Source organism: Caenimonas sedimenti (assembly GCF_007833165.1).
Classification (GTDB): Bacteria; Pseudomonadota; Gammaproteobacteria; order Burkholderiales; family Burkholderiaceae_C; genus Ramlibacter; species Ramlibacter sedimenti.
The window spans coordinates 16,932-28,702 of record NZ_VOBQ01000001.1 but is presented as its reverse complement, the minus strand read 5'-3'; the positions used below and the strand labels follow the sequence as shown (position 1 = coordinate 28,702).

The 11,771-nt window shown below is 68.5% G+C and carries 13 protein-coding genes, 1 tRNA gene and 1 pseudogene; 4 read left to right on the top strand and 11 right to left on the bottom strand.

From position 1 onward, the window contains the following. Positions 1 to 47: 47 nt before the first annotated feature. Positions 48 to 353, bottom strand: a complete 306-nt coding sequence (locus FN976_RS00160) for a plasmid stabilization protein (RefSeq protein ID WP_145889747.1) — start codon at positions 351 to 353, stop codon at positions 48 to 50. 144 nt (positions 354 to 497) lie between these two features. Then, positions 498 to 779, bottom strand: coding sequence for a hypothetical protein (locus tag FN976_RS00155; RefSeq protein WP_145889745.1), 282 nt, complete (start codon positions 777 to 779; stop codon positions 498 to 500). A gap of 88 nt (positions 780 to 867) precedes the next feature. On the opposite strand from FN976_RS00155, the pseudogene FN976_RS00150 reads away from it, so the two are divergent. Next, a pseudogene (locus tag FN976_RS00150) lies at positions 868 to 1,195 on the top strand (2OG-Fe(II) oxygenase); the annotation flags it as partial. Positions 1,196 to 1,260: 65 nt separating this feature from the next. On the opposite strand, the gene FN976_RS00145 reads toward FN976_RS00150, so the two are convergent. After that, positions 1,261 to 1,351: transfer RNA gene (locus tag FN976_RS00145), tRNA-Ser, on the bottom strand. A gap of 44 nt (positions 1,352 to 1,395) precedes the next feature. Continuing rightward, complete coding sequence (gene serS / locus FN976_RS00140) at positions 1,396 to 2,706, bottom strand: serine--tRNA ligase (RefSeq protein WP_145889743.1); 1,311 nt, start codon at positions 2,704 to 2,706, stop codon at positions 1,396 to 1,398. Positions 2,707 to 2,770: 64 nt separating this feature from the next. Here serS and FN976_RS00135 point away from each other — a divergent pair, with 64 nt between their 5' ends. After that, complete coding sequence (locus FN976_RS00135; RefSeq protein ID WP_255440010.1) at positions 2,771 to 3,190, top strand: VOC family protein; 420 nt, start codon at positions 2,771 to 2,773, stop codon at positions 3,188 to 3,190. 20 nt (positions 3,191 to 3,210) lie between these two features. Here the strand turns inward: FN976_RS00135 and FN976_RS00130 are convergent, their stop codons facing one another. The 5 genes from FN976_RS00130 to FN976_RS00110 all read right to left on the bottom strand — a co-directional run bounded on the left by FN976_RS00130 (position 3,211) and on the right by FN976_RS00110 (position 7,354). Beyond that, positions 3,211 to 4,515, bottom strand: a complete 1,305-nt coding sequence (locus FN976_RS00130; RefSeq protein WP_145889741.1) for a Y-family DNA polymerase — start codon at positions 4,513 to 4,515, stop codon at positions 3,211 to 3,213. A 13-nt stretch (positions 4,516 to 4,528) separates the two neighbouring features. After that, entirely contained in the window at positions 4,529 to 4,909 is a 381-nt protein-coding gene (locus tag FN976_RS00125; RefSeq protein WP_145890027.1) for a LexA family protein, read from the bottom strand. A gap of 98 nt (positions 4,910 to 5,007) precedes the next feature. Next, positions 5,008 to 5,943: a threonine/serine dehydratase gene (locus FN976_RS00120; RefSeq protein WP_145889739.1), complete on the bottom strand. Its 936-nt coding sequence runs from the start codon at positions 5,941 to 5,943 to the stop codon at positions 5,008 to 5,010. Continuing rightward, positions 5,940 to 6,878 (bottom strand): 4-hydroxy-3-methylbut-2-enyl diphosphate reductase, encoded by a 939-nt coding sequence (ispH, locus tag FN976_RS00115; protein ID WP_145889737.1) that lies wholly within the window; start codon positions 6,876 to 6,878, stop codon positions 5,940 to 5,942. Before ispH ends, FN976_RS00120 begins: the two co-directional genes overlap by 4 nt. Beyond that, the gene (locus FN976_RS00110; protein ID WP_145889736.1) at positions 6,878 to 7,354 is read right to left on the bottom strand and encodes an FKBP-type peptidyl-prolyl cis-trans isomerase; all 477 of its coding nucleotides are present in this window, start codon (positions 7,352 to 7,354) and stop codon (positions 6,878 to 6,880) included. Before FN976_RS00110 ends, ispH begins: the two co-directional genes overlap by 1 nt. Positions 7,355 to 7,423: 69 nt before the next feature. Here FN976_RS00110 and radC point away from each other — a divergent pair, with 69 nt between their 5' ends. Together radC and FN976_RS00100 are read left to right on the top strand one after the other, a co-directional pair. Next, complete coding sequence (radC, locus tag FN976_RS00105; protein ID WP_145889734.1) at positions 7,424 to 8,101, top strand: RadC family protein; 678 nt, start codon at positions 7,424 to 7,426, stop codon at positions 8,099 to 8,101. A 29-nt stretch (positions 8,102 to 8,130) separates the two neighbouring features. Then, positions 8,131 to 8,736 carry a Smr/MutS family protein gene (locus FN976_RS00100; protein ID WP_145890024.1) on the top strand — a complete coding sequence of 202 codons (606 nt, stop codon included), beginning with the start codon at positions 8,131 to 8,133 and terminating at the stop codon, positions 8,734 to 8,736. Between the two features lie 31 nt (positions 8,737 to 8,767). Here the strand turns inward: FN976_RS00100 and FN976_RS00095 are convergent, their stop codons facing one another. After that, complete coding sequence (locus FN976_RS00095; protein WP_145889732.1) at positions 8,768 to 9,172, bottom strand: group II truncated hemoglobin; 405 nt, start codon at positions 9,170 to 9,172, stop codon at positions 8,768 to 8,770. Positions 9,173 to 9,204: 32 nt separating this feature from the next. Next, complete coding sequence (locus tag FN976_RS00090; protein ID WP_145889730.1) at positions 9,205 to 11,730, bottom strand: ABC transporter permease; 2,526 nt, start codon at positions 11,728 to 11,730, stop codon at positions 9,205 to 9,207. Positions 11,731 to 11,771: the final 41 nt, after the last annotated feature.

Below are 11,771 nucleotides of genomic sequence, written 5' to 3'. Positions count from 1 at the left end.
CGGCAAAGCCGGTTCCGCGGTGGCCCGCGCATCAAGCCAGCGCCGCTTCAGCGCGCCGCGTTGCGCTTGCGTGTGGCCGCGGCCTTCTTGGCCGAAGCGGAGCGCTCGGCCGCCGAACGGGACGCCGATGCGCGCCCGCCCTTCTCGCCGCCCTTGCGCGAGGGCGACTTGTCGACGGCCTTGCCGCGGCCGGAGCCGCTCTTCTTGCCGCCACCGGTTTCCTTGTTGACGGTGGCCCAGGCGCGCGACTCGGCTTCCTTCTTGCCGACGCCGCGCTTCTCGTAGCCTTCCTCGATGTGCTCGGCCTGGCGCTTCTGCTTGTCCGTATAGGACGACTTGTCTCCACGTGGCATGTGGGTCTCCTGGTAGTTGCGAACAGTCAGGAACCTAACTCGGCGACCTGTGCGCGGAGTAGGACGCACGCGGCCTTGGGCGTCGGACCGCGATCCATGAAAAAAGCCCCGCGGCGCGGGGCTTTCCGGCTGGAGAGCACAGCCTCAATTCTGCGGCGACGACTGGTCCCGCGACGTGATCTCCTGCGTCAGCAGCGCCTGCCACACGCGCTTCTGGTCCTCGAAAGCCTTGGTGGCCAGGGGATGGGTGCGCAGGTGCAGCTTGACCGTGGCGTCCTCGCCCAGCTTGCCGATGCCGGCATGCGTGCTGCGCAGCTGCGGGGTGCTGGCGCTCAGGATCGCCTGGCGGAGCATGGCGGCATCCACGATGGCACGCCCGGCCAGATCATTCACTTCCTGGCGGAGTTTCTCGACTTCGTCGTTCATGGGAGTCCTTTCGCGCGGCGGGCCTGCCTCGCTGGCGCGAGTTTAACCATCGGCGCACCGGCCGGCCAGCGACACGTGGGCGCGAAAGCTGCTGCAAGACGGCCCGCAGGACTACAACTGCCTGCACCAGGACCTGTACGGCGAACACGTGTTTCCGTTCCAAGTGGTGATCCTGCTGTCACGGCCACAGCAGGACTTCACGGGCGGCGAGTTCGTCATGACCGAGCAACGACCCCGCATGCAGTCCCGGCCGATGGTGCTGCCGCTGGTGCAAGGGGATGCGGCGGTGATCGCGACGCGATGGGCCGGATCAGGGGGCGCGTGGAACCTACCGCGTCAACTTGCGGCTCGGGGTCAGCAAGGTGCATTCGGGGCAGCGGCGGACGGCGGAGATCATCTTCCACGACGCGGCGTAGGGGCTCGACTTGCCGACTAAAAACAAAAAGCCCCGCAATGACTCGCGGGGCTTTCGGCACTGGGCTGGCGGAGCAGGAGGGATTCGAACCCTCGATACGGGAGAACCGTATACCGGATTTCGAGTCCGGCGCATTCGACCACTCTGCCACCGCTCCTGAATTCGGTTCGCGTGGTGCGAAGCCGATGATTTTAACCCAGGTCAGGCGGCCAGCCGTTCCTTGCCGCCCAGATAGGGCCGCAGCGCCTCCGGCACGGTGACCGAACCATCGGCGTTCTGGTAGTTCTCGAGCACGGCCACCAGCGTCCGGCCGACCGCCAGGCCGGACCCATTGAGCGTGTGCACCAGCTCGTTCTTGCCCTGCGCGTTCTTGAAGCGCGCCTGCAACCGGCGCGCCTGGAAGGCCTCGCAGTTCGACACCGAGCTGATCTCGCGGTACGTGTTCTGCGCGGGCAGCCACACTTCGAGGTCGTAGGTCTTGGCGGCGCCCGCGCCCATGTCGCCCGCGCAGAGCAACATCACGCGATACGGCAGGCCCAGCTTCTGCAGCACGGCCTCGGCGTTGCGCGTCATCTCCTCCAGCGCTTCCATGCTCCTGTCGGGGTGAGTGATTTGCACCATCTCGACCTTGTCGAACTGGTGCTGGCGGATCATGCCGCGCGTGTCGCGCCCGGCGCTGCCCGCCTCCGAACGGAAGCACGGGGTGTGCGCGGTGAGCTTGATCGGCAGCTGCGCCTCGGGCAGCACCTCATCGCGCACGAAGTTGGTCAGCGTCACCTCGCTGGTCGGGATCAGGTACAGCTTCTGCTCGTCTTCCGCGCCCAGGCCATCCTGCCCGCCCTTGCTGACGGCGAACAGGTCGGCTTCGAACTTCGGCAATTGGCCGGTGCCGCGCAGCGTCGCCTCGTTCACGATGTAGGGTGTGTAGCACTCCATGTACCCGTGCTCCTGGGTCTGCACGTCCAGCATGAACTGCGCGAGCGCCCGGTGGAGACGGGCGATCTGCTGCTTCATCACGGTGAAACGGGCCCCGCTCAACTTGATGCCGGTGCCGAAGTCGAGCCCCAGTGGCTCGCCGATGTCCACGTGGTCCTTGACCGCGAAATCGAAGCTGCGCGGCGTGCCCCACTTGCGCACCTCGACGTTGCCGCTTTCGTCATGCCCGAGCGGCACACTCTCGTGCGGCAGGTTCGGCACGGCCAGCAGCAGGGCCTGCATCTCGGGCTGGATCTGGTCGAGCCGGGCGGCGGACTGCTCGAGCTCGCCCTTGAGCTGGTTCACCTCGGCCATCACCGCGTCCGTGGGTTCGCCTTTGGCCTTGAGCTGGCCGATCTGCTTGGACAGCGCGTTGCGCTTCGCCTGCAGCTCTTCGGTGCGCGTCTGGATGGTCTTGCGTTCGGACTCGAGCCGCTGGAAAGCCTCCACGTCCAGGAAGGTCTGGGGCGACTTGCGAGCCTCGAGCCGCGCCACCACGGCGGGCAGGTCTTTTCGTAACAGGTTGATGTCCAGCATGGGTCCATTTTATTCGTGGGGTGCTTACCATCTCCGCTCCCAGTGAAAACGGAGTCCAGACGCCATGCAGATCGAGGCTTACCTCAATTTTCCCGGCAACGCCGAAGAGGCGCTGAAGTTCTATGCCCGATGCCTGGGCGGCGGTGTCGTGGGAGACATCTACCGCTACAGCGCGATGCCTCCCGGCGAGATGCCGGTTCCCCCCGGCTGGGACAACAAGGTGCTGCACGCCACGTTCGAATCCGAAGGCGCCCGCTTCATGGCGAGCGACGTGCCGCCCGAACAGTCCCCGCCCGGCTACAGCGGTTTCGCGATGTCGGTGTACGTCCCCAAGGACAAGGCCAGGGCCCAGAAGGTCTTCAATGACCTGGCCGAGGGTGGGAAGGTGACCATGCCCTTCGCGCCGCCGTTCTGGGGCGGCAGCTTCGGCATGTGCACCGACAAGTTCGGCGTGCCGTGGATGGTGAGCTGCGAGGTGGAGTGAAGAAGCGAGCGCGCGGCACTTCAGGCCCGTGCCTCCGGCAGTGCCTCCCAGTCCGTCGTGTAGTGCGGCGTGCACCACTCCTGCTTCATCGTCCACCCGCGCCGGTCGCCGCCGATCCCGGCGCTGGCCGCGTGCAGCGTGCCCCGCCCGTAGCGGTCGTTGAGCCGGTCCAGCGCGGCTGACAGCTCCCGCCGGCGGGGCGCGGGCTCGTCCTCCAGGTCGAGCTCGCGCTGCTCGATGCCGGCATCGCACAGGTCCAGCAGGATCACGCCCGCCTTGTGGATCTTGTAGCCGGGCCGCCAGACCTCGCGCAGGCCGCGCAGCGCCAGCTGGACGATCGCGCCGGTGTCCGCCGTCGGGCGACGCAATCGCAGCGTGACCGATTTCGCGTACTGCTTCTCGCCGCGCCGGAACGGATTGGTGTGGATGAACACCAGCACCTGTGCGGCATGGCTGTCCTGCTGGCGGAGCTTGAAGGCGGCCCGGCTCGCGTATTCGCTGACGGCTTCCTGCAGTGGCGGCAGCGTGGTGACCGCGACGCCGAATGCGCGGGTCGTCGAGACTTCCTTGCGGGCCGGCGGAACATCCTCGAAGGCCAGGCAGTCCTGGCCCTGCAGTTCACGCACCGTGCGCTCCACCACCACGCTGAAGCGGCGACGCACAGTGGCGGGGTCGAGCCGCACCAGATCCAGAACCGTGTGCACGCCTTCGGCCTGCAACTGTTCCGAGAGCCTGGGGCCAATGCCCCAGACGTTGCGCACGCCCGTGGCTTGCAGCACCGCGTCGAGCTCGCTCGCGGGCAGCGCCGCCAGGTTGCAGACCCTTTCCAGCGCGCGCGGATACGGGTTGCCCGGTTTCCGGTGCGCTTCCTTGGCGACGTGGTTCGCCAGCTTGGCCAGCGTCTTGGTCGGCGCGATGCCGATGCCGCAGGGGACGCCCGTCCATTGCAGCACGCGCCGGCGCAGCGCGTCCGCGCGTGCCACCAGGTCGCCCGGCATGCCCGTCAGGTCGACGAAGCATTCGTCGATGGAATAGATCTCCTGCGCCGGGCCGAGGCCGGCCGCCAGCGACATCATGCGGTTGCTCATGTCGCCGTACAGCGTGAAGTTGGCCGACAGGGCCACCACGCCCGCATCGGGCAGCTTCGCGCGGATCAAGTGCCAGGGTTCGGCCATCGCGATGCCGAGCGCCTTCGCCTCGTCGCTGCGCGCGATCGCGCAGCCATCGTTGTTGGACAGCACGATGACCGGCCGGCCGCGCAGGCTGGGGCGGAACACGCGCTCGCAGCTCACGTAGAAGTTGTTGCCGTCGAGCAGCGCGTACATCGCACGCGGGCCTTTAGCGGAAGCGCTTGATGGTGGCGGTGACGACGCCGACGATGGTGAGCCGCTGGTCTTCCGAGTTCTCGAAGAGGATGTCGGGGAAGGTCGGGTCGGCCGCGCGCAGCTTCACCCGGCCGTTGCGCCGGTGCAGGTACTTCACCGTGAAGTCGTTGTCCACTTCGGCGACGACGATGTCGCCGTGCGCCGGGTTCAGCGCACGGTTGACCACCAGGATGTCGCCGTCGGCAATGCCCGCGCCCGCCATCGAGGTGCCACGCACCCGCCAGAAGAACGTGGCGGCGGGATGCGTGACCAGCAGCTCGTTGAGGTCCTGCCGCTTGACGGCGAAGTCATCGGCCGGCGAGGGAAAGCCGGCGCGGACGGTGCCCTGCACCATCGGCAAAGGCAATGCGGCGCCGGGAATGAAGGGCCAGGGCGCGTGACTGATACTACTGTTCACGCATCCAGTATAGGCGGCAAAGCGCCCCTGGAGGCCTATGCCAGCGTGGCGGGGTCGAGATTGGCGCCGCAGATCACGAGGCTGGGCGTCCCCTCGGCCCGGACGGCGCCGCTCTGCAGCGCGGCCAGGCCCAATGCCGCCGCAGGCTCCACCGCCAGCTTCAGCTCCTTCCACAACGTCAGCTGCGCCTTGCGGATCGCTTCATCCGAGACCAGCAGCGACTCCCTCACATGACGCTGCGTGATGTCCCAGGCGATGCCGCCAATGCGCTTGGCGCCCAGCGAATCGGCCGCGATGCCGCTCACGACCACGTCGACCGGTGCCCCGGCATCGCGCGCGCGATACAGCGTGGGAGCGAGTTCTGGTTCCAGCGCGACGATCCGGCTGCGGTCCTCGAACCAGGCGGCGATGCCGGCGATCAAGCCGCCGCCACCGACGCTCACAAGCACCGTGTCGGGAACACCGCCGCCCTGCTCTTCGATCTCCTGCGCCAGGGTGCCGGCGCCAGTGACCACTTCGGGCTGGTCATAGGCATGCGTCAGCAGCGCGCCGCTTTCCTTCTGCCGGGCCAGGCAGGCTTCCAGCGCTTCCGCATACACCGCGCCCGTCACCACCACCTGCGCGCCCAGCTCCCGCAGCTTGGCCTGCTTGGCCGGGCTGCTGACCGTGGGCACGAAGACTTCGCAGCGCACGCCGAGCGCGCGCGCCGCCGCGGCCGTCGCGATGCCGGCGTTGCCGCCCGACGCCACGATCACGCCTGCTGCCGGAATCTCGTTCGACAACAGGCGGTAGTACATGCCGCGCGCCTTGAAGCTGCCGCTGACCTGCAAGTGCTCCAGCTTGAGCCAGAGCTCGTTGCAATCGAGACCGAGGGCCGAACCCGGCAGCTTCCACAGCGGCGTCCGCCGCACGAAGCGCCGCGGGTCCGCGCGGAAGCGCTCGCTGGCCGCCTCGATCGCTTTGCGGTTCACAGCCGCAGTCCCTTCGGCAGCGGGAACTTCACCGTCTCGATGATGCCGTCCATCTTGCGCACCGAGACCGCGCCCATGCTCTTGATGCGATCGACCAGCTCCTTGACCAGGACTTCAGGCGCCGACGCCCCGGCCGTGACACCGACCCGCGCCTTCCCTTCCAGCCACTCGGCCCGCAACTCGTTCGGGTTGTCGACCATGTAGGCGTCCACGCCCAGCTTGCGCGCCAGCTCCGCCAGCCGGTTGCTGTTGGAGCTGGTGGGGCTGCCCACGACGATCAGCACGTCGACGTCGCGCGACATCAGCTTGACGGCGTCCTGCCGGTTCTGGGTGGCGTAGCAGATGTCCTGCTGCTTTGGCTCGCGGATGCTCGGGAAACGTGCCTTCACCGCGGCGCTGATCTCGGCGGCGTCGTCCACCGACAGCGTGGTCTGCGTCACCACCGCCAGCTTCTCCGTCTGCAAAGGGCGGACATGCTGCACGTCCGCGACGTCCTCCACCAGGTGGATGCCGTGGTCCAGCTGGCCCATCGTGCCCTCCACCTCGGGATGGCCCTTGTGGCCGATCATGATGAACTCGTAGCCTTCCTTGGCCAGCTTCGCCACCTCCACGTGCACCTTGGTCACCAGCGGGCAGGTGGCGTCGAAGATCTGGAAGCCGCGTTGCTCCGCCTCCTGCTGCACGGCCTTGCTGACCCCGTGCGCGGAGAACACCAGCGTGGCGCCGGGTGGCACGTCGGCCAGCTCCTCGATGAAGATCGCGCCCTTGGCCTTGAGGTCGTTCACCACGAAGGTGTTGTGCACGATCTCATGCCGCACGTAGATCGGCGCGCCGAACTTCGCGATGGCCCGCTCGACGATGTCGATCGCGCGGTCGACGCCGGCGCAGAAGCCGCGCGGCTCCGCCAGCAGGATTTCCTGGGGCCCATGCGCCATCACAACACCCCGATCAGTTGCACTTCGAAGGTCACGGGCTGGCCCGCGAGCGGATGGTTGAAGTCGAACAGGACGGCGTCGGGCTTGCCGTCACCGTCCTTGTCGTCACCGAGCTGGCGCACCGCGCCGGCGTACTGGCCCAGCCCGTCCGGCGTGGGGAACTGCACCACGTCGCCGACCGAATAGGTTTCATCGGGGTCGCCCAACTTGGCGAGCAGGCTGCGCCCGACCCACTGCACCATCTCCGGGTTGCGGTCGCCAAAGGCCTCGCCCGGCGGGATGTCGAACTGGGCACGTGCCCCCTCCTCCAGCCCGAGCAGGCGCTGCTCCACGGCGGGCGAGAGTTCGCCGCTGCCCAGCGTCAAGGTGGCGGGCTTGTCGGTGAACGTGTTGATGATGTCGCCACCCGGCCCGGCGAGCCGGTAGTGCAGCGTGAGGAAAGAGCCCGGGTGGACCCGGGGCACAGGGGAAGGCATCACACGAATCTTTGGTGGCGGTCCGATAAACTGCCCCCATTGTAGAAAGACCGACCCCGGGGGGACGCGATGGCGCTGAAAGACCTGCCGGCCGACGCGCGGCCGCGCGAAAAGCTGCTGGCGCGGGGCCCGGCGGCGCTGAGCGACACCGAGCTGCTGGCTCTGCTGTTGCGCACCGGCACGCAGAAGCACGGGGTGCTGCAGATGGCGCAGTCCATCCGCGACCATTTCGATGGCCTGGCGGGCCTGTTGCACGCCAGCGGGGACGACCTGAAGCAGATCCACGGCCTCGGCGGCACCGCCAAGCGCGCCGAGTTGATGGCGGTGCTGGAGTTGGCGCGGCGCGCCGTCGCCGAGCAATTGAAGGCGCGCGAGGTGTTCGGCTCGCCGCAGGCCGTGAAAAATTACCTGCAGCTGCACCTGGCGCACAAGAAGCACGAGGTGTTCGCCGCCTTGTTCCTCGATGCGCAGAACCGTTTGATCGCGCTGGAAGAACTCTTCCGCGGCACGCTGACTCAGACCAGCGTGTATCCGCGCGAAGTCGTCCTCAAAGCCTTGCACCACCACGCCGCCGCGGTGGTGCTCGCGCACAACCATCCGAGCGGCACGGTGCAGCCCTCGCGCGCCGACGAAGCATTGACCCAGACGTTGAAAGCGGCGCTGGCCCTGGTCGACGTGCGGGTGCTGGACCACGTGATCGTGGCGCCGGGCGATGCGCTGTCGATGGCGGAGCGGGGGTTGCTGTGAAGGCCAAGTCGCTGCAGGACCTCGCGGCGATGCGCCTGCACCTGGAGCGGGAGGAAAAGCGCCGCGCCGAACAGGCCGCCGAGCGCGCGGAGACGCTGCGCCGCCTCGAAGCCGAGCGCAGCCTGTTCGAGCGGGCTGCCGGCAAGGTCGCGCGGCTGCCGGCGCATGGCCGCGTGCATCACTTGCCGGAGCCGCCGGCGCCCATCCCCGTGCAGCGGCAGCTGGATGACCAGCGCGTGCTGAAGGAAGCGATCAGCGACGAATTCGATGCGTCGACCCTGCTGGAGGTGGACGACGCCCTGAGCTTCCGCCGGCCGGGCATCGGCATCGACGTGGCGCGCAAGCTGCGGCGCGGCCACTGGAGCATCCAGTCCGAGATCGACCTGCACGGCCTGCGGCGCGAGGAAGCCCGCGAGGCCCTGGCCGAATTCCTGCGCAATGCGGTGCGCGACGGCCTGCGCTGCGTGCGCGTGGTCCACGGCAAGGGGCTGGGGTCTCCGGGCAAGACACCGGTGCTGAAGGGCAAGGTGCACAGCTGGCTGATCCAGAAGGAGCAGGTGCTGGCGTTCGTGCAGGCGCGGGGGGATGAAGGCGGGGCGGGGGCGGTGGTGGTGTTGCTGAAGCCTTCGCCCTGACCCGTCATTCCCGCGAAGGCGGGGATGACGTTCAGCCGTGCGTGTTCCGCATCCAGTCCGCCGTCTGCATGAACGAATCCCGCAACCGCGCACGCAAGGCCTCATCCACCCCCACCTCCCCCATCGCCTGGTCCATGGCCGCCAGCCACTGGTCGCGCTCCTTGATGCCGATCTTGAACGGCATGTGGCGCATCCGCAGGCGCGGGTGGCCGAAGCGGTCGGTGTAGTGCTGCGGACCGCCCAGCCAGCCGCAGAGGAACCAGAAGAGGTTCTGGCGCGCGCGTTCCAGCTCGGTGCCATGCGCCGCGCGCAGCTCGGCGTACTTCGGCTCCAGGTCCATCAGGTCGTAGAAGCGGTCGACCAGGGCCTGCACTTTCTCTTCGCCGCCGATCCACTCGTAAGGCGTGGCGAAGGGCGGCTTGTCTTGGATCTGCATGGCGCCATTGTCCCGCGCCTGTCATTTCCCTGTTACTCGGCGGCTTTGCGCAGCGTCTCCACCACCGGACGGCTCAGCACTTCGCGCAGGCCCCACCAACCGGCCGCCAGCGCCAGCGCGGCGCCAGCCAATGCTCCAGCGAGCGGCACCACCGGCGATGCGGTCCAGGCGAAGTCGAAGGCGTACTTGGCGAGCCCCCATCCGACCACCGAGGCCACCATGCTGGCCAGGAAGCCCGCCAGCAGGCCCACCCCCACCAGCTCGGCGCGCTGCACCTGGCGCAGCAGGCTGCCGCGCGCACCGACGGCCCGCATGATCGCGAACTCGCGCGCGCGCTCTTCACGCGTCGCCGTCACCGCCGCGAACAGCACGACGACACCCGCCGCCAGCGTGAAACCGAACAGGAACTCGACCGCGCGGATCACCTTGTCCAGCACGCCCTGCACCTGCGTGATGGTGGCCGTCATGTCGACGTTGGTGATGTTGGGGAAGGTGCGCACCAGCTCGTTGTCGAAACCCTTCTGCTCGGGCGCCTTGAACGAGCCCATGAAGGTCACCGGCACATCCTTCAGCATGCTGACCGGGTACATCACGAAGAAGTTCGCCCGCATCGAACTCCAGTCGACCTTGCGCAGCGAGGTGATCTTCGCCTCGCTCTGCATGCCCCCCACGTCGAAGCGCAGCACGTCGCCCATCTTCAGCCCCAGCGTGGTCGCGATGCCCTCTTCGACGCTGATGGCGCCGGCCTCCTCCGCTTTCCAGGCGCCCGCAGTCACCTGGTTGTGCGTGGGCAAGTCCGCCGCGAAGGACAGGTTGAACTCGCGATCGACCAGCCGCTTGGCGCGATCCTCGACATAGTCGTCGGGCGTGACGGCCTTGCCGTTCACGGCAACCAGCCGGCCGCGGAACATGGGGAACCAGTCGAGCCGCTTCACGCCGGCTTTCTGCAACGTTTCGACGAAGGGCTTGCTCTGCTCCGGCATCACGTTGATGACGAAGCGGTTGGGCGCGTCCGGCGGCGTGGCCTGCCGCCAGCTGGCGATCAGGTCGGTCCGCAGCAGGACCAACAGCACCAGCGCCAGCAAGCCCACGGCGAGAGCGCTCGTCTGCACCACGGTGTAGGCCGGCCGCGCGCTGATCTGCCGCGTGGCCAACACCAGCCAACGGGGCGCGGTCGCTTCGTTGACGACCCGGCGCAACAGCTTGACCGCCACCCAGCTGAGCCCCGCGAACACCAGCACGGCGACGCCGAAGCCGCCCACGGCGATGCCGCCCAGCTTCAGGTCGCTGCTCGCCGCCAGCAGCAACGCAGCGAAACCTGCGACGCCGACCGCCAGCACGGCCAGCGAAGCCGGCTTGAGATTGCCGACATCGCGGCGGATCACGCGCAAGGGCGGCACCTGCGCGAGCTGCAGCACCGGCGGCAGGCCGAAGGCGAACAGCAGCGTGAGCCCCATGCCCAGCCCGAACAGCACCGGCCAGATGCCGGGCGCGGGCAGCGTCGTTTCCACCAGGCCGCCCAGCAGCGCCACGAACACGAAGTGCACCGCGAAGCCGACCGCCACGCCCAGCAGGCTGGCGGCGACGCCGATGACGGCGAACTCGTACGCATAGCTCATGGCGATGGTCCGCTGGCTTTGGCCGAGCACCCGCAGCATGGCGCAGTCATCCAGGTGCCGCGCGGCGAAGCCGCGTGCCGCCAACGCCACTGCCACCGCGCTCAACAGCGCGGCCAGCAGCGCCACCAGGTTCAGGAATTTCTCGGCGCGGTCCAGCGTCTGGCGCATCTCGGGCCGGCCGCCTTCCAGGGACTCGAGCCGGACACCGCGGACCTCGGGCCGCTTGACTTCCAGCGCGGCCCAATCGGCGAAGCGGGCGACCTCACGGTCGCGTCCCGCGACCGCGAACCGGTAGCCCACCCGGCTGGCCGGCTGGATGAGCTTGGTCACCGCCAGGTCGTCGACGTGGATCATCACGCGCGGCGCGAAGTTGAGGAAGCCGCCGCTGCCGCGGTCGGGCTCCACCGTGATGACACGGGCGATGCGCAATTGCGCGTCGCCCAGCAGCAGCGGATCGCCCACCTTCAGCGCCAGCGCTTCCAGCAAGGGCGCATCGACCCAGGCCTCGCCGCGGCCGGGCACCGCGCGCGTCTTCTCCCCGGTGACGCCGGGCTCGCCCGCCACCTGCAGGTTGCCGCGCAGCGGATAGCCGGCGGGGACGGCCTTCAGGCCGACCAGGCGGCTGGCTCCGCCCAAGCCGTCCGGCGCGCGGCCCATGGAGGGAAAGACCAGCGTGGTGACACTGTCCAGCCCCAGCTCCCTGGCCTTCTGGACGAAGGCGGCCGGGGTGGGCACGTCGCTCACGATCACCGCATCGCCGCCCAGCAACTGGCGGGCATCGCGCGCGAGGCCGCCTTTCAGGCGGTCGGCGAAGAAGCCGACGGCGGTGAGCGCAGCCACGGCCAGCGTCACGGCGACGATCAGCAGGCGCAGCTCGCCGGCACGCAGGTCGCGCCAGAGGGTGCGCCAGCCCAGGGACCAGGGGGATTGGGGCGTCATGGGCGCCACCTTACTCCGAAACCGTGAGCTGGGAATGAGGG